The sequence below is a fragment of the Anaerobacterium chartisolvens genome (assembly GCF_003337415.1).
GTDB classification, from domain to species: domain Bacteria; phylum Bacillota; class Clostridia; order Acetivibrionales; family DSM-27016; genus Anaerobacterium; species Anaerobacterium chartisolvens.
Genome location: NZ_QPJT01000003.1, coordinates 164,009 through 187,864 on the forward strand (window position 1 = coordinate 164,009; position 23,856 = coordinate 187,864).

At 40.6% G+C, this 23,856-nt stretch carries 25 protein-coding genes and 1 tRNA gene; 22 read left to right on the plus strand and 4 right to left on the minus strand.

The features are described 5' to 3' along the window. The first annotated feature begins 8 nt into the window (after positions 1-8). The 9 genes from DFR58_RS03750 (at position 9) to DFR58_RS03790 (ending at position 8,743) form a co-directional block, all read left to right on the plus strand. Positions 9-830: a histidine racemase CntK family protein gene (locus DFR58_RS03750; protein WP_114296468.1), complete on the plus strand. Its 822-nt coding sequence runs from the start codon at positions 9-11 to the stop codon at positions 828-830. A gap of 59 nt (positions 831-889) precedes the next feature. After that, the gene (locus DFR58_RS03755) at positions 890-1,684 is read left to right on the plus strand and encodes a nicotianamine synthase family protein (RefSeq protein ID WP_114296469.1); all 795 of its coding nucleotides are present in this window, start codon (positions 890-892) and stop codon (positions 1,682-1,684) included. Positions 1,685-1,729: 45 nt separating this feature from the next. Next, a complete protein-coding gene (locus DFR58_RS03760; RefSeq protein WP_114296470.1) occupies positions 1,730-3,022 on the plus strand; it encodes an opine metallophore biosynthesis dehydrogenase in 1,293 nt (430 codons plus the stop codon). A gap of 12 nt (positions 3,023-3,034) precedes the next feature. After that, positions 3,035-3,916 carry a DMT family transporter gene (locus DFR58_RS03765; protein WP_114296471.1) on the plus strand — a complete coding sequence of 294 codons (882 nt, stop codon included), beginning with the start codon at positions 3,035-3,037 and terminating at the stop codon, positions 3,914-3,916. 377 nt (positions 3,917-4,293) lie between these two features. Beyond that, positions 4,294-5,253: a PadR family transcriptional regulator gene (locus tag DFR58_RS03770; RefSeq protein WP_242987381.1), complete on the plus strand. Its 960-nt coding sequence runs from the start codon at positions 4,294-4,296 to the stop codon at positions 5,251-5,253. A gap of 16 nt (positions 5,254-5,269) precedes the next feature. Next, on the plus strand, positions 5,270-6,112 hold the full coding sequence (locus DFR58_RS03775) for an alpha/beta fold hydrolase (protein WP_114296473.1): 843 nt from the start codon (positions 5,270-5,272) through the stop codon (positions 6,110-6,112). A gap of 259 nt (positions 6,113-6,371) precedes the next feature. Then, positions 6,372-6,584 carry a hypothetical protein gene (locus DFR58_RS03780; RefSeq protein WP_114296474.1) on the plus strand — a complete coding sequence of 71 codons (213 nt, stop codon included), beginning with the start codon at positions 6,372-6,374 and terminating at the stop codon, positions 6,582-6,584. A 281-nt stretch (positions 6,585-6,865) separates the two neighbouring features. Further along, positions 6,866-7,105: a hypothetical protein gene (locus tag DFR58_RS03785; RefSeq protein WP_114296475.1), complete on the plus strand. Its 240-nt coding sequence runs from the start codon at positions 6,866-6,868 to the stop codon at positions 7,103-7,105. 165 nt (positions 7,106-7,270) lie between these two features. Next, positions 7,271-8,743, plus strand: coding sequence for a radical SAM protein (locus tag DFR58_RS03790; protein ID WP_114296476.1), 1,473 nt, complete (start codon positions 7,271-7,273; stop codon positions 8,741-8,743). 114 nt (positions 8,744-8,857) lie between these two features. On the opposite strand, the gene DFR58_RS03795 is transcribed toward DFR58_RS03790, so the two are convergent. Further along, positions 8,858-10,873: a hypothetical protein gene (locus tag DFR58_RS03795; RefSeq protein WP_114296477.1), complete on the minus strand. Its 2,016-nt coding sequence runs from the start codon at positions 10,871-10,873 to the stop codon at positions 8,858-8,860. Between the two features lie 305 nt (positions 10,874-11,178). Between DFR58_RS03795 and DFR58_RS03800 the strand changes: the two genes are divergently transcribed. From DFR58_RS03800 to DFR58_RS03835, 7 genes are all read left to right on the plus strand, one after another. Further along, a complete protein-coding gene (locus DFR58_RS03800; RefSeq protein WP_114296478.1) occupies positions 11,179-11,979 on the plus strand; it encodes a sulfite exporter TauE/SafE family protein in 801 nt (266 codons plus the stop codon). Between the two features lie 440 nt (positions 11,980-12,419). Continuing rightward, complete coding sequence (locus DFR58_RS03805; protein ID WP_114296583.1) at positions 12,420-12,740, plus strand: PadR family transcriptional regulator; 321 nt, start codon at positions 12,420-12,422, stop codon at positions 12,738-12,740. A 4-nt stretch (positions 12,741-12,744) separates the two neighbouring features. Next, positions 12,745-13,116, plus strand: coding sequence for a DUF1048 domain-containing protein (locus DFR58_RS03810; RefSeq protein ID WP_114296479.1), 372 nt, complete (start codon positions 12,745-12,747; stop codon positions 13,114-13,116). Between the two features lie 157 nt (positions 13,117-13,273). Further along, positions 13,274-13,621 carry a DUF1048 domain-containing protein gene (locus tag DFR58_RS03820; RefSeq protein WP_114296480.1) on the plus strand — a complete coding sequence of 116 codons (348 nt, stop codon included), beginning with the start codon at positions 13,274-13,276 and terminating at the stop codon, positions 13,619-13,621. A gap of 9 nt (positions 13,622-13,630) precedes the next feature. Then, the gene (locus tag DFR58_RS03825; protein ID WP_114296481.1) at positions 13,631-13,981 is read left to right on the plus strand and encodes a DUF1048 domain-containing protein; all 351 of its coding nucleotides are present in this window, start codon (positions 13,631-13,633) and stop codon (positions 13,979-13,981) included. A 15-nt stretch (positions 13,982-13,996) separates the two neighbouring features. Continuing rightward, entirely contained in the window at positions 13,997-14,758 is a 762-nt protein-coding gene (locus DFR58_RS03830; protein ID WP_114296482.1) for an ABC transporter ATP-binding protein, read from the plus strand. Next, positions 14,755-15,513, plus strand: coding sequence for an ABC transporter permease (locus tag DFR58_RS03835; protein WP_114296483.1), 759 nt, complete (start codon positions 14,755-14,757; stop codon positions 15,511-15,513). Before DFR58_RS03830 ends, DFR58_RS03835 begins: the two co-directional genes overlap by 4 nt. 243 nt (positions 15,514-15,756) lie before the next feature. On the opposite strand, the gene DFR58_RS03840 is transcribed toward DFR58_RS03835, so the two are convergent. Continuing rightward, complete coding sequence (locus DFR58_RS03840; protein ID WP_170138017.1) at positions 15,757-16,680, minus strand: transposase; 924 nt, start codon at positions 16,678-16,680, stop codon at positions 15,757-15,759. Positions 16,681-16,891: 211 nt separating this feature from the next. Continuing rightward, positions 16,892-17,356: a hypothetical protein gene (locus tag DFR58_RS03845; RefSeq protein ID WP_114296485.1), complete on the minus strand. Its 465-nt coding sequence runs from the start codon at positions 17,354-17,356 to the stop codon at positions 16,892-16,894. A 305-nt stretch (positions 17,357-17,661) separates the two neighbouring features. On the opposite strand from DFR58_RS03845, the gene DFR58_RS03850 reads away from it, so the two are divergent. Continuing rightward, the gene (locus DFR58_RS03850) at positions 17,662-17,973 is read left to right on the plus strand and encodes a hypothetical protein (protein WP_242987382.1); all 312 of its coding nucleotides are present in this window, start codon (positions 17,662-17,664) and stop codon (positions 17,971-17,973) included. Positions 17,974-18,325: 352 nt separating this feature from the next. Here DFR58_RS03850 and DFR58_RS03855 read toward each other — a convergent pair. Next, positions 18,326-18,403: transfer RNA gene (locus tag DFR58_RS03855), tRNA-Pro, on the minus strand. A gap of 152 nt (positions 18,404-18,555) precedes the next feature. Here DFR58_RS03855 and DFR58_RS03860 point away from each other — a divergent pair. The 5 genes from DFR58_RS03860 to DFR58_RS03880 are packed head-to-tail and all read left to right on the plus strand — an operon-like array spanning position 18,556 to position 23,846. Further along, positions 18,556-19,419 (plus strand): 3D domain-containing protein, encoded by an 864-nt coding sequence (locus DFR58_RS03860; RefSeq protein WP_242987383.1) that lies wholly within the window; start codon positions 18,556-18,558, stop codon positions 19,417-19,419. A 58-nt stretch (positions 19,420-19,477) separates the two neighbouring features. Continuing rightward, positions 19,478-21,274: a spore germination protein gene (locus DFR58_RS03865; RefSeq protein ID WP_114296487.1), complete on the plus strand. Its 1,797-nt coding sequence runs from the start codon at positions 19,478-19,480 to the stop codon at positions 21,272-21,274. Continuing rightward, on the plus strand, positions 21,264-22,382 hold the full coding sequence (locus tag DFR58_RS03870) for a GerAB/ArcD/ProY family transporter (protein WP_170138018.1): 1,119 nt from the start codon (positions 21,264-21,266) through the stop codon (positions 22,380-22,382). Before DFR58_RS03865 ends, DFR58_RS03870 begins: the two co-directional genes overlap by 11 nt. After that, positions 22,363-23,670 (plus strand): Ger(x)C family spore germination protein, encoded by a 1,308-nt coding sequence (locus DFR58_RS03875; protein WP_242987384.1) that lies wholly within the window; start codon positions 22,363-22,365, stop codon positions 23,668-23,670. The genes DFR58_RS03870 and DFR58_RS03875 overlap by 20 nt, the downstream gene beginning before the upstream one ends. After that, on the plus strand, positions 23,667-23,846 hold the full coding sequence (locus DFR58_RS03880) for a hypothetical protein (RefSeq protein WP_114296489.1): 180 nt from the start codon (positions 23,667-23,669) through the stop codon (positions 23,844-23,846). The genes DFR58_RS03875 and DFR58_RS03880 overlap by 4 nt, the downstream gene beginning before the upstream one ends. Positions 23,847-23,856 lie beyond the last annotated feature (10 nt).

Genomic DNA, 23,856 nt, shown 5'->3' on the forward strand with positions numbered 1-23,856 from the left:
AAAGAAAAATGGAAGTCAAGTTTATTAAGGTAAATCCCACTCAAAATATGACCATTCTTGTGGAAAGCCGTCACTCAAGAGATGTATACCGGCAACTGGCCTCCCACATTATGGCATATGATAACGTCTTTGCCGAGCAGGTAGGGTTTATTGAGTCGCCGAAAGGTGGTATGGCATGTGCCCGGCTTCAAATGATGGCGGGAGAGTTCTGCGGCAATGCAACAATGTCTTTAGCTGCGGTAGTGGCGTGGAAAAGAAACCTACATCCCGGAAATGGGATGGAAGTTCCTCTGGAGGTTTCTGGAGCGAATCATTTGTTAATGTGCCGGGTAAAAGTGCAAAAGACAGGATATCTTTGCAAATTAGACATGCCTCTTCCCCTGTCTGTAGATAAAAAAAAGATAAGCTGCAATGGTGTTACTATCCCGGCTACTATTGTCAGATACCCCGGGATTGTTCACGCGGTGGTTAATGTGCCGCGGTTTGACAGCTCTATAAGGGAAACAGCTCAGATTATGGCAAAATCCCCCGAGCTGCTGCAGGGAGAAGCGGCAGCAGGCGTTTTGCTGTATAGAAGGCAAAGCAATGAGATAGCGCCCCTGATTTATGTACCTGGTGCAGAAACAATGATCTGGGAGAGGGGCTGTGGATCTGGGTCTGCTTCTTTGGGTGCGTATGCGGCCATAGAAGCACAAGAAAGCATTCATTTGGAAATTAAGCAGCCGGGCGGTGTTATTGATGTCTGGGCCAAGTGTCAAAAAGGAAATGTTACCTGCCTGTCAATTCAAGGGCATGTGGATATATCTGCTGTAGGAACCGCATTTGTTTAGGCGGAAACAATAATGGCTTAATTTATATCCCAATACTATTTTATGAGGAGGAAAATATAATGACGGATGAAGACATGCTGGTTAAGGAACTGAACAATTTTTTATCTGAATTCAGACAACTAAATATTTCACACAAACAAAATGCTGATAACTATAAGGAAATGGAAAAGACAATAGGAGAATTTTCATCCTTTATATTGAACAAAAAGAATGATGAAATCTGGAAGCAGATGGAGAATAAAAATGATGATATTTTAGAAAAGCTGGTGGAGGAGATTAGGGAGCAGTCTGCATTTTGCGTATGGGCTATGGAAAAATACAGAGCGGTTGAATTGCAGAAGAATAGGGAAGGCATAGCGGAGTATTTCAGCAATATAGAAGCATGTATCGAAACGGAATTTGGCAGCTTTGAGATTACGGCTGATTCTAAGGTGCTACTTATCGGGGCAGGGGCTTTTCCTATGACTCCCTTACTGATTGCCCGAAGGACGGGAGCGGAGGTGGTTGGTATAGATATTGACCCTGAAGCCGTCAATTTAGCAAGGATAGTTGTAGGGATGCTGGATAAAAGCTCCCGAATTACTATAAAGGATTGCCCTGCGGATCAATTGGAGTTTACCCGGGAGGCTACACATATTGTTTTTGCGTCTACTGTAAAAGAGAAATTTGATATATTAAATCAACTTCATCCGTTAACAAATAAAGATGTTGTTGTAGCCATGCGGTATGGGGACGGTTTTAAATCTTTGTTCAATTACCCCTTACAGGACACAGACAGTTCACTGTGGAATATAGTAAATAATGTATCCTGGCAGGAGAATGTTTTTGATATAGCCTTGTATAAAAAAGCATGAAACCGGCAGATTTTAAAGCGACATGACAAAGGGGGCATTACAGATATGGGAATTTTACAACGGGTACTGATATTGGGGACGGGTTCGGCGGCGGTGCAAATTGCCGTAAATCTCAAAAGCAAATTGGGTTGCGTTGTAGGTATTGCGGGCAGAGCTTCGGCACGGTCAAAAAAATTTTTCAATGAATTGGACGAAAATAAAAATAAGGTATCCGTCTATATACAAAATAAGAAGCATGTTTCAATGTTTGGTGAATGTTATATAGACAATGTATTTGTGGGATATCATGCGGTTGAGGGAAAATGGGATACCATTATATTATCTGTTACAAACGATGCGTATATAAGCGTTATAAAGCAATTAGATGCGGAATTTATAAAGCAGCTTCAATGTGTGGTTTTGGTATCGCCCGCCATTGGATCAAACAGTCTGGTCAGCGGTTTTTTAAAAAGCCTTGGCTGTTCTGCCGAAGTAATCAGCTTTTCAACATATTATGCAGCAACCAAAGGCCAGAATTCTGCTGTTGAAGTATTGACTAAAGGCGTAAAAAAGAAGATATATATAGGCTCTACAAGCAAAGACTCTGCAACATGCGGACAGTTATCATATTTACTTTGTCAATTGGGCATTGCTGCCGAGCTAATGATAAGCCCGTATGAAGCGGAGAGCAGGAATATCTCAATCTATGTGCATCCTCCGATATTTATGAACGAGTTTGCTCTGGATATCATATTCGGAGAAGATAAAACGGTAAAATACGCGTACAAGTTTTATCCTGAGGGGCCTATTACCCAATATGTGATACATGATTTGCTGGAGCAATGGAAAGAGATTTCAGAGATATTGAATTGCTTTAACGTGGAGCGGTTTAATCTGCTTAAATTTATGAATGATGACAACTATCCTGTAAGACCTCAGAGCTTATCTAGGGATGATATTGAAAATTTCACTTCGTTTGATGCTATTAAACAGGAATATTTACTGTATATAAGGTACACCTCTTTACTGATTGACCCATTCTCAATCCCCGACATGAAAGGCAGGTATTTTGACTTTTCAGCCGTGCCCATTCAGAGGGTTTATCAGGATAAGAAAGGCTGCTGGCATGTTCCCAGAATGCCTAAGGAGGATTATTATAGATTGAAAATATTGCAGAGCATAGCGTGCAATCTGTCCTTATCAACTCCCACTATAGATAAAATTATTAATAATTATGAACGGAAACTGCAGCAATTTGTGCAGCAAAATAAAGGGGACTTATTGTCTGATGATTTCGTTCCCATGAGTTTAGATGAAGAGGCTGCAATTATTTGCAATAAAATCAGAGGTGAAAGGTGATTAATAACCAACATGGACAAGATTAAAAACAATCCTGCTATCAGCGGCATTATGTATGCGATCACATCCTGCTTTATATTCAGTATTATGAATGTGCTTGTAAAAGCGGCAGCGTCATCCATTCCATCCAATGAAATTGTTTTTTTCAGGAGCATTATCGGAACGGTTATGATCCTGTTCTTTATGAAAAAAGAAAAAGTGCCGTTTTCAAAAACCGGCATTCCGATGCTGGCATTGCGAGGATGCTGCGGAGCCCTTTACATGATTTTTTATTTTTACACAATTGCCAATATGCCATTGCTGGACGCCATTGTCCTTATTAATACATCCCCTATCTTTTCTATTCTGCTTTCGCGATTATTTTTAAAGGAGAAGAATCCTCGGAGTGTTTATGTCATTATGCCAATAGTTCTTATCGGAGCTATGCTCACAATAAAGCCTTTTGGATATTCCACCTTTTCCGCCGTTGCGTTTCTAGGGATTCTGGCTGCTTTGTTTTCAGGGGCGGCAGGTATCTGTATCAGGTATTTAGGCCAGAGGCATCATACATACGAAATTATTTTTTATTTTATGGTTACTGCGGCAATAGTGTCGATTCCGCTGATGTGGAACGAATTTGTTGTACCGAATCCTAAAGAATGGTTTTATCTTACATGTATCGGTGTAATCTCATTATTGGCACAGGTATTTTTAACAAAGGCATTTACCCATGAAAATGCTGTTGTAGTTGAAGTGGTTCGTTATATAGGCATTGCATTCAACGCATTTTGGGGATTTGTTTTTTGGATGGAAATACCGGATGTATTTTCCGTAATTGGAACGGTTGTGATTGTGGGTGGCTGCATAGCTATGACAAAAATGAAAAGTAAAAAAATATCGGAAAAAATTTTATAACGAAAACACAGTAACTTAACTTTTTAATCTTCCGGGGACACTTCTCAACTATATAGGATGCAATAAAGATTTTACAAACATAGAGGATATAATTGCTTACAGAAATTTTTAACTACAACGAAAAGACGCCTTGCGGGGAAATGTCTCACGGGTATGTCATCAGGAGCTTTTCTTAGATGTATTCCTTACGGGTCAAAAAAATTTCTTTCATCAAATTATATCCTCCATGTAAAATCTTTATCGCTAAATATATATTTAACAAGAAACAAATTTGTTGAGGAATGTCCCCCCACTTGACTAACATCTTAACATATGTTATTATTAACATATGTTAAGATGTTTTTTTAAGATAAATTTTTATGAGAAAGGAATTCATTATGTCATTAAACCATGTGATTTTAGGACTTTTAAGCCGGGAACCCATGACCGGATACCAACTGAAAAAAATGATTCAGAGTACGCCCTTCATGTACTGGTCGGGAAACAACAATCAGATATATAAAGCGTTTGTTGAATTATTGGATGAAGGCTTTGTTACAAAAGAGGTGCAGCACCAGGAAGGATCACCGTCAAAAAACATCTATACAATTACTGATGACGGTATGAAGGAGTTTAAACAATGGCTGCTTTCCGTGACGGATGCTCCGGCCTTTAAAAAGCAGCTTTTAATTAAATTGGCTTTGGCGGATGGATTAAATCGCAATGATTTGGAGAATATACTGGAATCCTATACCGAGGTTGTTAAGACTCAGATAATTTTATCCGAAAGAGAAATCCACCAGTGCTGCTTTGCCGGACAACAGTCTTTCGGTGAGTCTTTATTTATAGATTTAATACGGGAGAATGTATTATCCTTTTATTCAAGTGAGCTTGAATGGATTCAAAGGGTGAGGGAATTGATTTCGGAAATCCCGAATAGTAAAGACAATGAGGCGGAAGCAGTCAGCCAAAATAAAAAAGAAAAGGAAGAATCGACTATGAGCTATAAAATAATGGAGGCCCAAGGGAAAAGATATATTTATCTCACAAGCGACAGCCCTTTAATTTTGCGGGAGCAGGATGCGATTGACATCATTTCACTTTGTGCCGAGCACAGCACCAACGCAGTGGTTTTAGACGGCGACAGCCTTTCGGATGATTTTGTAAGGCTAAGGACAGGGCTTGCCGGCACCATATTGCAAAAGTTTGAAAACTATAATATCAAAGCTGCTGTAACGTTAAAGGGCGGACAACATTTCCCCGCACGTTTTGAGGAAATGCTTTCTGAGCACAGCACAGGGAATACCTTTCGGATATTCACCGGTTTAGATGATGCTGTAAGCTGGCTGCTGGCTTAAGAGGAGGGGGTATAAAATGAGAGATACATTTGCTTTTAAAACGACCGAGGGCAAGAGTGCCGTATACAAAGCGTATGACACATTTCTTGGCAACATGAGAATTCCTCATGAAGAAATCTATGTTGACACGCGCTTTGGAAAGGCATTTGTAATAGCGGCAGGTAAAGAAGATGCGCCCGTTTTGGTACTGCTTCACGGCAGTGGCATAAATTCAGCCATGTGGATTGAGGACATGGAAAAGTATTCCGAGCATTACAGAGTATATGGTGTTGATTTACAAGGCGAACCAGGCAAAAGTGACGATAAGCAATTATCCTTTGAAGGCTCTGATTTTGACAATTGGCTTCACGACGTATTTGTGGGACTGTCCATCCAAAAAGCCAGCATAGTCGGAATTTCCTTGGGGGCATGGCTTGCGTTGAAGTTTGCGATCGCAAATGGACAAATGGTTGATAAGCTTGTTTTGTTATGTCCGGCTGGAGTGGGTACGCAAAAAACGTCGTTTGCATTTGTGTCTTTAGCCTATATTCTGCTGGGCGAAAAAGGCATAGAACGGCTGTATCGCAAGGTCAATGGCGGGAAGCCCATACCGCAGGTGATAATGGATTATCAAAAGCTGATTGGGCAAAGCTTCAATTTTAGGCGTGAGAAGGTTCCTTTGTTTACGGATGCTGAACTAACGCGGGTAACAATACCGTCCCTTTTATTAGTAGGGAAAAAAGACGTAATGTTTCATTCGATCAAAACGGCACACCGCTACAGCAGCCTTGTACCTCACGCAAAAGTTACTGTGTTGCAGGAAGAGGGGCATACGCTTGTTGGCTTAGTGGATGACATATTAGCATTTCTGCGGCAATGACACATTTGGGGACATTTCTCAAACTTAATGTGCGTTAAGTTTGAGGAATGTCCCCAAATTTCGAGGAATGTCCCCAAATTTCATAAAAACCCCGTCATAGTTATTTAATTTAATTATATGTAAGGGGCATCAATACCGTGATTGTGCAAAGAGATAATCATCAAAACATCTTATTTATATAGTTGTAAAATGTATTGTTATATGGTATAATTTTGAAGTAAAGCAAGTTAAGTGATGTGAAATATAAGGAGGTATTATTATGTGGAAAAAACCGTCAATGGAAAAACCATCTTTTCAGAAAGTTAATTTGGAGGAATTGTCTGTAAAAGAGTCAAGTGAAACAAATGGGGGCGCTGTTGGAGTATCCGAGGCAATTATCAATTTACCGATAATTCTGCCGATAAAGCCACCTATTATTCTTAGTGGAATAATCGCTTACCCATATCCTTTAGTCAAGAGTCAAGTAAAGTAAACTCTGCTTACCGTTAACCGCATAAGATATTGAAAAAAAGCCGTCTATTATGGAGCAGCTTATGGCTTACGTATCTATAATAGGCGGCAGACTTTAATTATATCGTTAATGCCCGCCTCTTTTCAGGCCTTTTAAAATTTCCATCAATTTTTAAGATTAGGACAATACATGCTTTGGTTATCTATTTTTTTGCACGTGTTATTTGTAAAATTCATTTTTAAATGGTATAATATAGTAGTAGATCAAATCAAGTGCTGTGAAAAGTTTAAGGAGGTATTATTATGTGGAAAAAACCATTAATAGAAAAACCGTCTTTTAACAAAGTTGATCTGGAAGACATGTCAGTAAAAGAATCACTCGATACAAATGGGGGTGCTGTCGGACTGACTGTAGAAGACATCATAAAGATTCCCCCGATAAAATGGCCTCCAATTATACTTACCGGGTTGGTTGCTCCCAAATATCCGATTGACATTAATGTGTCCCCCAAGGACTTGGTGCGTCCCCCGATGATAGGCTGATATTGGCGTGTTTTTGGAAAAGTCTATGCTTAGCTTTATAGTCCGTTACCTGTAAAAAGAACATATAATTTTAAAACTGCTTGGATTTGATCTACATACAGTAAAATCCAAAGGTAATAAAGTTATATTTTGTTAGATTTTAATTAGCCGGGAAGGAGTCCGTTTATGCAAACTGTTAATGAAAAAACATGTTTGTTTGATAATTACACCAATTTTTTACATAAAGTAGACGATTATGAAAGCATTATTGAAAATGGTCACGATACATATATTTTATTTAATCCTTCAATACATTACTGGATAACATTAGATGAAATAGGTGCCGCAATATATAATGAAATTCACAATAATAGCAGCATGGATATTGTAAAGAAAAATTTAATTGATAAATTTTCAATTGACGATTCAACATTTAATGAAGATGTTCTGCCCTTCGCCCAGGAATTGGCTAAAAACGGCTTTCTGTCGTTTGATAAGACTGCTGCTGAAGCAGCTTGGATGAGCGAAAGCTATAATATTGACACGGTAGAGAGTTATCCCTTCAATGACATTTATATAAGCTTAACGGATAAATGCAATTTAAACTGTATATATTGCTTTAATAAAGAAGAGAGGCATAATAGGATAAGTAAAAGCTCAGACTTCATAATATCAAAAGAAAAAGTTGTGGAGGTATTGAACGAATTTAAGGCATTAAAGGGCTCTAAGGTTATTTTCACCGGCGGAGAGCCTACATTGAACAATCACTTGATTGATATTTGCAGTGAGGCTAAAAAGATAGGTCTGGAAACTCATTTCATAACTAACGGAACACTTCTGAACTCTATTGATATTGGAAAGCTGGCCGAATATGCAGACGGCTTTACCATAAGCCTGGACAGTGTGATAGAGGAGGAGCTGGAAGTATTATGGGGAAATCCGCATATCAGTCTTGATAAAAGTATTTTTACAGCACTGGAAAAAATAAATGAATTTTCTTCAAAAGAGAAAAAAATAACTGTAATCATAAAGCCCATAGTATCCGCCTTGAATATTAATTCTCTGGACAAGCTTGTTTCCGTGCTGTATGAAAAGCTGAATAACTGTGACTTATCCTGGGGGATGACCCAATACGGCAAAATAGAAGATGCCGAAGTCAACGAGCTGCTTTCTGTCACAGAGAAGGAATATATAAAAAGCGTTGCACGAAGCCTTAAAAATACATACCTGAGTGATAAGGAGAACAAACAAAGGACTCCTGAAGAAACAAAAAAAGTCCATAACAGAATAAATATGTTTTCATTCTGTCATGGGGCCAGATTGCTTCCTCCAACTTCTCCGAACCTGCTTAGCTGTAACCCGTCCTTCTATATTGCCAGCAATGGGGATGTGTATCCGTGCCAGTGCTTTGAAAACGAAAAATATAAAATAGGAAACGTGCTGGAAGATTCATTGTCAAATATGTTTGAAAATGAAATTTTTAAAAGAATCCGCTCCAAGCTGCCTATCAATAAAATAGACAGCAAGGTATGCCTTAAGTGTGAATTCAGATTCTTATGCACAAACAAATTAGGTCCCTGCGAGGTTAGCAAGGACAGAGATATGACTAATTGCAAAAGAACCAATATACAGAAATTATTTCTCCAAACCCAGCTATAATAAGCTTTACTCACCCCCCTGCTTCGCAAAAGAGGGGGAGAAAGCAGGCGGGGGGACATTTCTCAAGAACAGCGCAGAGATTTTGCTTTATTTTTGAGGAATGTCCCCTAAGAGTTATTTCAGCGATTTATAAATAAAACCGCCCGGACCGCTAATTATCACTATTTTTCCATTTGTACATACAGTTGAAAAACTAATATTTAATGGAGATTCTTCCTGTCTCCAATTTACACCATCCTTTGACGTTATAATTATTCCTTCATCACCTGCCGCAATAAATTCATTACCCGTCCAGCAGATATCCTTCAAAGCTTTATTAGTATGGCTTTCGGCCTTAGCCCAGTCAGTCCCGTTCTTTGAGTACCATACCTCACCATTGCTTCCAATACCAATGAATTTATTGTTTGAATAAATAATTTTAATTATCGAGTTGTTGTAGTCCTTTATTTTAATGCGTTTCCACCTAAACCCATCGGGAGAAGCATCTATTTGCCCATATGTATTTATAGCTAAATAATTAGAACTACCGATTATAATAGACTTATAATAATTTAATTCTTTTCTTGATACCCAGCTCTTCATATCAGATGAAACGGCTGTACCATCAGAGCCGGCAATAATGTATGTAGATCCATCTGATGCGAAAGCATTTATTTGACCGACGTTTTTATAGAAACTATCCATAACCGCAGGTTTTATCTTATCCCAGGAAACAAGATCTTTTGAGGCTGCCAGATAAAAGTCCGGGCCAAAAGAGACGTATTCTTTTCCAGACCAGCATATACCCCAACGAATAATTTCCTCAGCACTCTTGTTTTCTTTCTTCCACTCCAATCCATCCTTTGATGAATAGATAGAATACGTTTCACTATCAATCGAAATGAATTTATTGCCATCCCAAAATTGTGGAGTATGGATCATTTCACTTTCAATCCAGTTTACACCATCAGTAGAGCATTTAGCTTCACCGTTATCACCAACAGCTACAAACTTACCGTTATTATAAATTATGTCATTAATTTTATGGTTTGCCCTACTCTGCTGAAAAGCTTTTTTCCACTTTACACCGTCGCTTGAATAGTAAATATCATATTCATACCAATAACCCGGGAGCGCGAAGTAGTTAACTGCAGCTACAAAAGCTTTTCCTGACCATACTGTAACTAATGAATCCCCTCCGACGTTGGCATTAGTACGCTGCCATTTTACCCCATTGAGTGAGGAATAAGTAATTAGCCTGCATTCAGGGCCAGGTCCCTGACCGGTTATCTCGTTAACTATAAGAATGAAGGATTTACCATTCCAGATAATATTTTCACACATGCATATATATATTTCGCGAGAATTCTTTTTCAGGTATTTAGTCATAAGAGTATTAATACCCCAATTATACCCATCCCTTGAGGTAGCAATATATAATCCTGACGTATAATCATATTCATCTGTACTCGCGTATGTAGTTCCTGACGCAACAAACAGCTTGCCATTCCATACAATCTTATTAAAACCAGGCTTATTTTTCAGGGTTTTCGTTTGCCATGCAACTCCATCTTTAGAGGTGCTGATTTCCCCTTTTGCACCAACAGCTACAAAGACCTTTCCGTTCCAGACAGCATCGGAGACATATTGCTTTAAGGCTGTTTTCTGAATTTTCCAGTTTTTACCGTTGCTTGATGTCAGAATTTCTCCCTGCTTATCAGTAAATGCAAGAAATAGATTTTTTCCAACAATAATTTTTTCTATTGAACTTGTTGTAATGGGCTTTACCACATTCCAGTCATATCCGTTTGTCGATCTTAGAAAAGTACCGTTATGGCCAACTGCTACAATCTGGCTATTTGTACAGATGATATCATTCAGTTCGGAAGGGATTTCATGGGAAGTGTTCAGGTTTTCAGTCCAGTTTATACCATCAACTGAAGCTTTAATCTTTCCACCAGCTGCAATTGCTACATATAGCTTGTTTTTAAAACATACTACACGGCTAAAGCTTTCGATACTTGCTGCTATCTTACCGGTTTGCCAGATGGAAGACTCAGGTGATTTAATGGGTGCTTGTTCTGCATTAACAGGTCCAGCCAGTACAATAGCGATTAAAAGACTTAATATTCCTGCAATAATTTTTTTCATTTAATTTCCTCCAAAAAATCAAATTGAATTTACAGCTCATTAGTGAAATTAAATCCGCAATTACACTGTAAACAAATAAATTATACCATTTTTGTTTTACAAAACTATATCATTTAGTTTAAAGAATCATGTCAGATAAGAGGGGACAATCCTCAACAATAACGCAGAAATTTTGCTGTATTTTTGAGGAATGTCTATGGACGATTTACAGCAATTATGCCATAGTAGTTTTCAGGTTAATGCTTTACATATAATTTTTCAAGGCTTATACTATGGATTGAAAAATAAATTATTAGAGGTATAAAATGATTAACCTGATTATTGCTCTGGTATGCTATTTAGCTTCAGTAACAGGCTCTATCTGCGGCATCGGAGGCGGTGTTATCATCAAGCCCGTACTGGATGCCACCGGAGTTATGCCGGTAACAACAATTAGCTTTCTTTCCGGCTGTACGGTTTTATCTATGTCGGGAGTGTCCTTGCTCAGCAGCTCGAAATGCGGTAAGAAATATGGGGATAACTGGGAGGTTGATAGGGCTTTTGCGGTTGTTATATCTTTAGGAAGTATTGTCGGGGGACTGGCTGGGAAAGAAATTTTTCAGATGATTGTAAAAAATTCTCCCAATCCCGATTACATAGGTGGGGTACAAGCGGTTGTTCTGGTATTACTTACTGCGGGAACCTTAGTATATTCTCTTTTTAAAAATATGATAAAAACCAAACGGGTAACCATTAAGGGAATTGCCTTTATTGCAGGTTTTTTGTTAGGAGTCATATCCTCCTTTTTAGGAATTGGCGGAGGACCTTTTAATCTTATTGTATTATTCTACTTATATTCCATGAGTGAGAAGCAGGCAGCCGTGTATTCCCTCTATGTCATATTTCTGTCTCAAATATCCAGTATTCTCAGCGCGCTGCTGCAGAGGGATATCCCTGAATTTTCCGTATACATGCTGCTGCTGATGTGTGCATGTGGTGTATTAGGAGGACTAACAGGTTCTAAGATAAACAGATTTATCAAGAATCAAACACTGAATAAATTATTTATTGGCATGATAACTATTATTATTTTTATAAATATTTTCAATATTACAAAATATATTTAGCATAAGCAGGGACATTTGAGGAATGTCTCCTTAAATAAGGAGAGATGTGAAAAAACGCAGCCCAAATTTGCTGAGGGTACATCTCATCCCACTCGTTTCAACAACATGATAAAAGCAATGTATATTTCAAAATCACAGATAGCAGATGAAATTAGTAAAAGAGGTTAAATTCCAGTTTGCCGGTAGTATTATGGACATAAAGTGATCTGGGAAATTCCATAGTAGACCTGTACTCACAGACTGAAGCCATTCCTGTGCAAAATAGCAAATACCGAGTACTGTTATTTTAATCAAAATGAAAGGATTGCACATATTACTTAGGGAGATATTTTGGTTCCTCAAAAATATACCTATTTACAACCACACTATTATGTGATACTATATACTAGTAATTAGTATTACTGAATACAAGTCATACAGAATAGCAAGGGGTGATTGTGCTGGAAAACCTAACGGAAATGCTCAAAGGCGTGCTTGAGGGCTGTGTACTTGAAATCATCAGCCACGAGGAAATCTACGGTTACGAGATCACACGGCGGCTGAATGCCCTCGGGTTTTCGGACGTTGTGGATGGGACGGTTTATACCATCTTAGTACGGCTTGAGAAAAACAAGCTGGTGGAAATTACGAAAAAGCCATCCGATATGGGGCCGCCGCGAAAGTTTTTCGCGCTCAACGACGCGGGGCGCAAGGAGCTGCGGAAGTTCTGGGAAAAATGGGAGTTTGTTGCGTCGAAAATCAACCAATTAAAGGAGGAATAATCAAATGTCGGAGTTTTTCGATAATTATTTTAATATCAAAAAAATAATTGAGAGCAAGCGCGAATACAAGAAGCAAATGGCAAGGGTGGAGGCTCTGCCGAAAGACTATCAATACGTATTTAAGAAAATTCAGGGGCACATGTGGAATTTTGCGTCAGGAGACGGCTATGACATGTTGAAGCTTCATTATGAATTGATAGATTTGTTTGAAACTGGTGCAGGGGAAGGTAAACAAGTTTTGGAAATTACGGGCGAGGATGTGGCGGCCTTCTGCGACGAACTTTTGCGCAACGCTAAAACATATACGGAAAGCTGGCGCGAGAAGCTAAACCGCGACATATTGAATAAATTCGGAAAGGGAAACGATTCTAAATAACTGATTTAGCCATAACCATAAAAGGATTGAAAAAATCCTACAAAAAAGAAGTTCTGAAAGGCGCTGCCTTCTAAGCGGGGTGCGAGGAACTGCGAAAGTTTCGGAAAAAATGGGAATTTGCTGAATTGAAAATTAACGAGTTAAAGGAGAGGAAATAATGAACTTTTGGGAAAGAATCACAGGTAGTGACATGACTAGAGAATTGAAAGCTTTTGAATCGCGAGCCCAAAAGCTGCCTGCTGATTATCAAGCGGCATGGGGAATAATTTTTGCCAATCTTTTGCCGCACGGAGATTTCACCGGTCGCAACCTCATGCCAATTCTTGACGGTGTGCTTGGCCTGCTTGAAGAAACGGCGGCGGACGGTCAGAGTGTCCAAGAGGTTTTGGGTGACGATATAAAAGGCTTCTGTTCAGCGCTGGCCGGCGAAGAAGGGGCAAAGACTTATCGCGACAAGTGGCGCGAGCAGCTCAACAATAATATAGCTAAAAAATTAGGTAAATAGGAGGAAAAAATGAGAATACAAGATATCATTGAAGGCAAAAAAGAGTGGCGAGCACACGTAGCACGTGTCAAAGCACTTCCGCAGGATTATCAGATTGTTTATAAGGAGCTTCAAAAATATCTCTTTAAGGTCGGTCCTGTCGAGCTAACCGACGGGACGGACTTGCTCTCGGGAATTGTCGATTTATTTGAAGAGGGCGCAGCCTCCGGGAAAGGCGTGCTCGAAGTGACAGGCAGTGACGTAGCGGCTTTCTGTGATGATCTAATCAAAGATTCAAAAACCTACGCTGACATCTATCAAGAATCTGTTGACCGGGAAGTTAATAAGGCCATAAAAAAGGTTACGGATAAAACAAAGTAAAAGGGGGATAAGGGGATGGAAAAAGCAATTGAGGTGAAAGGTCTGCGAAAGTCCTTCAAGGACATAGAAGTTCTGAAGGGCGTTGATTTTGAAGTGAAGCGAGGTGAGATTTTTGCACTGCTCGGTTCCAACGGAGCGGGCAAGACCACGGCGGTCAACATCCTTTCGACACTTCTAAAATCTGACGGAGGAACCGCAAGCATCTGCGGCTTTGACGTTTCGCGTCAGTCGGGAAAGGTGCGCGAAAATATCAGCCTGACCGGGCAGTTCGCCGCTGTGGACGAGATATTGACCGGGCGGGAAAACATTCTACTGATCGCAAAGCTAAGGAGTGTTCCCAAACCAGACCAGGTTGCCGACGATCTGCTCAAGCGCTTTGGGCTTACTGACGCGGCAAACAAACGGGCGGGTGCGTATTCTGGAGGCATGAAGCGCAGGCTGGATATAGCGATGAGCCTTGTGGGAACGCCATCCGTCATCTTTCTTGACGAGCCGACAACCGGACTTGACCCGCAGGGGAGGCTTGAGGTCTGGAAAACCGTTAAGGAGCTTGCCGGAAGCGGAGTGACCATTCTGCTCACAACGCAGTATCTGGATGAAGCGGAACAGCTTGCCGACAAAATCGCGATCCTGAACGAGGGCAAAATTATCGCTAATGGGACGCTTGAGGAACTCAAAAAGCTTTTCCCGCCCGCAAAAAAAGAATATATCGAAAAACAACCGACACTCGAGGAGATTTTCCTCGCGATTATCGGTAAAGGAGGGCAATCAAAATGAAAAACAATACAGGCGTACTGACCGGGCGATTAATGAAGCACATATTGCGCAGCCCGGACACGATTATCACGGTGGCGCTGACGCCGATTGCGATGATGCTGATGTTTGTCTATGTGTTCGGCGGTGCGGTAAGAATGAGTATGGGCACGGACGTGAATTATATTAATTACCAACTGCCGGGCATACTGTTGATGGCTATTGCGTCCGGCATAGCCTACACTGCCTATCGGCTGTTTCTGGATATGCAGAAAGGGCTTTTCTCGCGGTTCAATTCCATGCCTATCGGCCGCTCGTCGGTGCTGTGGAGTCATGTGCTGACCTCTCTTGTGTCCAACATGCTTAGCGTCGTTATTATTTTCTTTGTCGCGCTTATTATGGGTTTCCGTTCAAGTGCGGGAATACTTAACTGGCTCGCGGCATCGGGAATACTTGTACTATACACGCTTGCACTGACGTGGATCGCGGTCATTCCGGGGCTTACGGCAAAATCTATGGAGGGCGCATCAGCGTTCTCATATCCGCTGATCTTTCTGCCCTTTCTCAGCTCAGCTTTTGTTCCGACAGAAACAATGCCAACCGTTGTCCGCGTATTTGCTGAGAATCAGCCTGTAACGTCAATGGTTGAGTCGATTCGCTCGCTGCTTAACTCCGAACCCGTAGGAAACGATATCTGGGTAGCCCTCGCGTGGTGTATCGGTATCATGGCCGTTGCTTATATCTTTGCGATGAGGGCGTATAAACGCAAAGCAGCTTAAGTAGGGGACGCTCCTGTTTTTTGCTTAAATTAAAACAAACCAATACTATAAATTATAGAAAATATGTAAAAATAATAATGTAATTCTACTTTAAGAAGCATCTTTGATTAAAATCAAAAGAAACCAAGGCCATATCTGTTGTGCCTTGGTTTTTTGACAGCCTGAGTTCAGGCGCGAAAAAAAGGCCTGCGCACAATGTGGAGGCCTTTTTAAGGCTCAGCTACATGTTTGCCCAAAGCAGCCTTATCCCATTTGAATCAGTGAATTGAAAGCATTGTTGTACTGTATATTCTTTTTGAGTAGCCGGAATCCTTCATTAGACAGCCTCGTTACCCCGCCCGTAGACATATTTCCCATGTACTTGCATATGCTTTTATAAGTGTACCCACATAATATCCTCATTATATAGGTCACAAATGCCCTGACCTTGCTCGTCTCCCTGCTGTGCTTCCTTCTTAGAGCCTCCTCCAGCCTTTCCCCCAGCAATTGGCCTACCCTTTGCACTATTTCCTCCGGTGTCCTGTTCCGCACTATGTAAGACTTTTCACTGTTGTATACATTTTCAGTGTATGCCCTTATAATGCTGTTATCCACTTCCTTCATTATGCCTGTCTCTCTCATTGACTCCGTAAAGGCCCTGTACTTTTCGCGGGCGGCATTTTTGTCTCCGCCAAAGTGAGCGAGTATGAAGCTTACGTCAACTATTCCCTCAAGGTCTTTCCTTCGGCCCGTGTAGATTCCATATGACGAATACCTGTAAAGCTCCTCTTTCCCTGCATAGTCGGGAAGATCCTTTGGGTTGTTGTGTATATATGCCGACAGCGTCAGACTGTATGTGTCACTGTCTACTATGGTGCTGCCAAACCTTCCTTGATACAGGTGCCCATGGCGGTTATACCTTCTGTTGAAATACGCCACATAGGCATTGTTCAGGCAGCGCATGAATAACGATATATCGTACCCGCAAGGATTTATATAAACATGCACATGGTTGTCCATAAGAGCGTAAGCGTATATTTTGCAGCAGTACTTATCTTTATACTTCTTCAGCAGTGCAAGATAGTAGTCCTTATCCTCGTCACACTGAAAAAGGTCTATTTCGCTTATGCTCCTGGACATCACATGATACGTGCATTCTACTGATTTCTTTCTCGCTGCTCTTGGCATTATACCAGCCCCCCTTGGGTTCATTATACAATGTTGGGTATAATTTGTCAAGAACATGAGTTCTATTAAGGAGCGTCCCCTTTTGTCTTTTGAAGCATCCCCCTTATCTTGAACAATAACGGAGTGTCCCGGCATTAAAGAAGGGAAGCCCAATAACAGTGGTTTCCCTTCTTTAACAGAATTAGAGCAGTAATGATTCAATTTTGTTATTTTAGCTGATAGTTAACGTTGCCGAAGCAGTCATGGTATTCCACGGGGAATTAAATGAAGTTGTCCGGAATGAAAATGAATGTGATCCAACAGTTGCCGGACCGCAATTATATGTGTATACAAAACCATATACTTCATAGCTTCCAAGATACACAGTTGTATAGCTGGTAACTCTTGAGCTGTCATAATAGGCATACTGGTCTCCATAACCTATTACAGTAACTTCAACATATACATTTCCGTTTTGTATAAATGCGTTTGTAATACCTACGTTAGTGACTGGAGGGGCTGGAGCGCGAGTTGTGACGCCTCCGTTTGCATCCCCTTCAACAGATGTTATTTTCTGGTCTGAGATTTGGATATTTTCGCTGACTACCCCTGAATCGTCATATGCAAAAGTAGTAATTGAAAAACATAATACTAATACTAAACATAAAGACATAGTTTTAAGTGCTTTTCTTATCATAAATTTATCCTCCTTTAATTACTGCTCTATATCACTTGCTAAATAATACATTAATTCCCACTAAAAGTCAAATACATTTGTTCATTTAAAATACAATATTGTGCAAAATTTTAAGAACGCTCCCGTAATAATAATGCACAGATATTGTCCGAAAGGGAATTGACAAGATATATGACGGCCTCAATAAAAAGTAAAGGAAGCGGCGCACACTCATCAAAGAAACACGCCACTTCCCGGCTGACACATGCCTGAAAGCAAATGCAGCGTAAATATTATATCATGCGCAGCAAATCCTTTCAAGAAATGTGGACAATATCAAAGAAAGGAAGAGCATTATGATCATACGGCAGTTAAAGGCAAAGCAGTTTGAAGGACTGCACAAATTTCTGGTTACGAAAGCGCATGTCGAGCCATTGGAAGCGAGCTATACGGTGAATATGACAATCAACGATGTAGAGTATGTTATTAAGGTACAACCGGAAAGGTACAACAAAATAGCGGTTTTGCAGGTATTACGCATTTATCGGGAGGAATGTGGTCCCAGATTTGAGCTGATAACCAAAGGGAATCTGTTGTCATCACTTCTTGAAATGCTGATCTATCAGAGGGTAGGCTAGGGAAAGCAGACCTGTGGCGTTCTGATGCGGGGACATTTCTTAGGCAGCAGGGTAGAGCTTTTGCAGGGTTTTTTTGAGGAATGTCCCCATCAAGCTGTCTGAACATGATTGCGGGATTAAAAGATTTACAGGATGAGTGCATTTGCTATTAATCTTGTCTATCCTTTAATCCTTTAATCTTGTCCAGACAATGTTAAAAGATGATAACGCTAGTTTAACAGCAACGAGGAGTTTTTTGGGTTTTTTTTAGGGGATGTCCCCGCAAATATGAGTTCTATTAAGGAGCGTCCCCCTTTCACCCATTTCACACCAAAAAGAAGGGGATTACAATTTCTTGTAATCCCCTTCTTTTTGGTCGGAGTGACAAGACTTGAACTTGCGACCTCTTGCACCCCAAGCAAGCACTCTAGCCAAACTGAGCTACACCCCGACAACGCTTAATTATTATAGCATATGGTTTTTTAAAAGGCAATATGTAAACAGAAAAAATTTTTGAATGTCCCCCGTATGAATAATGTGCTAAAAATATGGAAACAAATAAAAATAAGGTTGATTAGTAATAAAAAACAGGAGTTGAATACTATGGATGATGTCCGAAAAATTGTGTTGGATGGACACGAGGACTTAAACACAAATGCTTGTGCCAGCTTAGAAAGGAAAATGGGCGAATTGGAGAAAAAAAACTTAAAACATAAATTCAGCAGATATTCTATTTTGATAGGTATTTTTTTAGTTTTGACGGCAGGACTCATATTAAACAGCGTTTATATTTATAATAGATATATGGATGCAAAACAGCAATATACCACGGCATTTGAGAATATTAGCATAATATCGGCGGATAAGGAAGCCATCAGCGAGGAAAATGAGAAAATATCCATGGAGAATGTCAAAATAAAAGAGGAGTACTTAAAAATAAGCTCTCAGAATGAGGAGATACTTAAAAGGATAGATGAGGTTCAGAAAAGCAATGAGGAGCTTATAAAGAAGAACAGGGAGCTTACGGAAGATAATATTGCTCTCCAAAACAGCCTCAAAATGGCTGCGTCTGTGGGTATAAAGCCCCAAAACTTTACTAAGTTTACCGGCATAACCTCGAGAGGTGAGATACAAAGGGGCGATTATTTGGGGAAGTTTACTATAACAGCGTATACCCCAAGTGCCGACGAGTGCGGAAATGACAAGGGAATAACCAATTCGGGAGAACCCATAATACCCGGTATTTCTCTGGCTGTTGACGGAAAATACTGGCCTTTTGGCACGGTGTTCTATATAAAAGGGCTGGGATATGCTGTTGCTATGGATACCGGAAGCGCTATAAAGGGAAAAAACAGGTTCGATTTTGCCATGTTTGACAAAAAATTTGCACACACCTTCGGTGTGAGAAAATTGGATGTATACCTTGTAAAGATGGGAGAAGGAAAAGCGGATAGGGTGGTGCTTTAGCACCTATGCACTTTAACATTTATATTAAAAAAACAAGCCTCTAAAGGGAGTGGGATGTTTGGAAGGGTATAAAAAAATAATAAAAAAACTGTTATTTTTTAATGAACCGAAAAAGATGGAAAGGTTTGTTTTGAAGGAAACCAGCTCAAAGGAAAACAGAACCGAGGACAGTGCTGAAAACAATGCCGAAAAGGATAAGCAGTACAGAGCCAGAAGGCGGAAGGAGCCGGGAGGCATAAGAAAAATAGACCGCGGCACAGACGAAAGCAGCAAAAAGGAGAAGGAGATACAAAAAGAGGATGAAAATAAAAGAAAAGACTCTGAGGTAAGCGTATACCTTTCGCATAATCTCACTTCTATGAAAAGGCTTTATAATATCCCCATGAACGGGGATGTGGTAATAAGAGAGTTTGATATTATACTTAAGGACAGGGCGGTAGGAGCGTTTATTATATTCTTTGACGGGATGACAGACAGAAAGGTTATAAATAATAACATACTTCAGCCCTTGATGATGCTTTCAAGCCTCGAGATAAAGAAGGCTGAGGAGGATATCGCGGAATATATAAAAAAACAAATACTCCCCCACAATCAAATGAAGGAATTTACCTCATACAGAAAAATAATGGACGAGGTAAATTTTGGAGGATGTGCAATATTTGTAGACGGCATAGCCAAAGCGTTTACTGGGGATGTAAAGGGCTGGGAGCACAGGGGAGTGGAAAGGCCCAATACCGAGCTTGTAATCAGAGGTCCTCAGGAGGGGTTTACAGAAACAATTAGGACTAATACCGCTCTGATAAGAAAAAGGCTTAAGGATGAGGACCTGATATGCCAAAATTTTGAGATAGGGGAAAGGAGCAATACCCCCTGCTCCATGATGTATATAAAGGATATCGCAAATGAGTCTCTGGTAGAGGAAGTGGCAAAAAGACTAAAAAGCCTCAAGGTGGATTATTTGTCCGATTCGGGAGAGCTTGAGCAGTTTATAGAGGACAGCTCCTTTCTTCCCGCTCCCCAGATAATTGCTACAGAAAGGCCCGACAGGGTGGCAACCGCATTGACAGAGGGAAGAGTTGCCGTAATAATGCATGGAAGTCCGTTTGTGCTTATTATGCCTATTACCGCGGAGGATATGGTTAAGTCACCTGAGGATAACTATGTCAGGTTTCCGTATGGAAATTTGTTCCGTTTAATAAGGTATTTTGGGATTGCGCTGTCTCTTCTTCTGCCGGGACTGTATATAGCGATAACAAACTATCATCAGGAGATGATCCCTACCGATCTGCTGTTTTCCATAGAGGCGGCAAGGGAAATGGTGCCCTTTCCCTCGGTGATCGAAATTCTTATTATGGAAATTGCATTTGAGCTGATACGTGAGGCGGGAATAAGAATTCCCGGGCCGATAGGCCCTACCCTTGGAATAATAGGGGCATTAATACTGGGACAGGCGGCGGTGGCGGCAAATATAGTAAGCCCTGTGCTGATTATAATAGTGGCGGTTACAGGGATAGGATCTTTTGCGGCTCCTAATTTTTCACTTGCATTTTCTTTCAGAATACTTAGATTTGCGTTTATTATAATCGGGGCTATGGCAGGGTTCCTCGGAATAACCACCGGGCTATTCATTTACGGCATGTGGCTGGTCAGTGCAAAGTCCTTTGGGGTTCCATTTCTGGTACCCTTTGGGCCAAAGACAGCTAACGCTTTTACCGACAGCATTTTAAGGGCGCCCATATGGAAGCAGGAGAGAAGACCCGATTACCTGAACCCGAAGGATGATCGCAGGCAGGCGCCGATAAGCAGGGGCTGGATGGATAACGGTTCGAAGGGGGAAGATGAGGATGAGCAGTAAAATCATATTTGGGAAATGGGAAGGGACTGTACTTCTGATTAATCTTATATGCACGCAGATAATACTGGGCTTTCCCAGAGTCATGACAGAAATGGCGGGTACTGCAGCGTGGATCACAATTATTTATGTTTCTGTTATTATGCTTGTGGCCTTTTGGCTGATCTCGAAGCTCTATTCACGCTTTGAGGGGATGGATATTATAGATATAAGCCAAATTGCGGGAGGGGGAATTTTAAGAGTAATAACAGGACTGGTTATGACAGCATATATTATGTATATAATTTCTATTGTACTCAGAGAATTTGCAGAGGATATGAAGGTGATAATACTGCCCGAATCCCCGATAAGCTTTGTAACTCTTTTTTTTGTGGCAGGAATGATCGTGGGCGCATATCTGGGTCTGGAGGCTATAGTAAGGCTTGGAGCAATTTTTATACCGTTGATAACGATAGGCTTTTTGTTTATTACGATAGGAGTTTCTCCATATTATGATATGGCAAATCTTTTTCCTGTATTGGGTGCGGGGCCCGAAAAGATTTTCGGTGAAGGGTTTTTTAGAATTTCCATATTTTCCGCAGCGTCAATTTTGTTTTTTATTGCTCCTTATATAAGAACAAACAGAAATTTTAAAATAGTAGGGTATGCTTCCATATTAATATCCTCATGCCTGTTTCTGTGGAGCGTGTTGTCTTACATTATGGTTTTCCCATACACAGTCTCCATTGAAAATTTTCTGCCCATATACCAGATGGCCAGGCTTATAAACTATGGGAGATTTTTTCAGAGGGTGGAATCGGTTTTTGTATTTATATGGGCTGCGACGGCACTCCTGTACCTGTCGGGAGCCTTTTATTTTATAATCCATATATTCAGGAAAACCTTTAAGCTTGAATATGAAAAGCCCTTGATAGCGCCGTTTGCCATACTTATTTTTAATATAAGCCTTCTTCCTCCAAATCTTGCGACGGCCATACAGCTGGAGGAGGAATACTTCAGGAAATATATATGGATAGTTACAATTGTTTTTCCTATTATAGTATTGAGCATAGCGAATATTTCACAAAAAAGAAAAAAGGGAGAGAGAAAAGGTGAAAAAGCCGTTGAGTAGCATTGTAAGGACAATAATCATTTTTGCCATGCTTTGCATTACTCTTACGGGATGCTATGACAGCCGTGAGATTGATGACATGGCATACATTGTTGCAATAGGTCTGGATACCGGGAAAACCAATAAGCTTATGATGACTTTGCAGCTTGTTGTGCCTCCTAAAATTAAGGGAGGAGACGGAGGAGGCGGAGGAGACGCCGAAGAGGGCTCCCAGATTATAACGCTGGAGGCACCCACAATATATTCGGGGCTTAACATGGCAAACAACTTTATAAGCAGGCAGATTAATCTTTCTCATACAAAGGTGCTTGTGTTCTCGGAGGAGTTTGCAAGAAATGGTATAGCTGATCTTGTTATCGCGCTTCCAAAGGGGAGAGAGTTTCGTCCTACGGTAAATATACTTGTGGCCAAGGGGACTGCCGTCGATTATATAAAGAGCGTCAAGCCCGAGCTGGAGGGCAATCCTGCAAAGTATTACGAGTTGAACAACATTTCTCACCTCCACACGGGATTCACTGCCGATACGATGTTTCATAATTTTTATATTCAGAGCAAATCTCTTTCAATTCAGCCTGTTGCAACCCTTGCGGGAGTATCGAAGTATAAATCTCCCGAGGATCTTTCTCTTGCCGACTCTACATATAAGGATAAGGGGAGACCGGCGCCTCTTGAGGGGGATTTTAAGGCGGGAAGCCTGCCCAAATCAGGGAGCGTTCAAAGCGAAATAATGGGCTTGGCGGTATTTGACAGGGGGAAAATGGTGGGTGAGTTAGATGGTGAGCAAACCATGGGTTATCTCATGGTGAGAGGAAAATTTAACAAGGCTTATGTGACAATGCCGGATCCTATAGAAAAAGAGCGGTTTGTGATTTTAAATATAAGACAGGCAAGAAAGCCGAACAAAAACATTAAAATGGTAAATGACAAGCCTGTTATAGATATCCGGATAATGCTTGAGGGAGATATTACAGTTATACAGAGCGGAATAAACTATGAAAGTCCCGAAAAGATGAGCATACTTGAAAGAGGCTATGAGGAGTTTATAAAAAAGGGCGTTTCAGACTTTCTGGTAATGACCTCAAAGGATTTCCAAAGCGATATCTGCGGTTTGGGAAGCGGAATGAAAAAGAAATTTCTTACATGGGATCAATGGAAGGACTTTAAATGGCTTTCAAGATATAAGGAAGCTACCTTTAACGTAAGCGTGGATGTGAAAATAAGGAGGCCGGGGCTTACCATCAGGTCATCACCGATAACTTCAACCGAAGGGGAGATATACGCACGATGAGTGTACACGGACATATAATAGCTATTCTTATTGTTGTATGGACAGGTATATACACCTTTTCATATGGCATATGGACATGCAAAAGGAAAAATATACTGGGGGGGATTATGCTTATGCTTCTGGCACTGGTAGTGATTGTACTGCCTGTTTGCTCAATTGTTTTTTGGATTAATTAACAAATGAGGA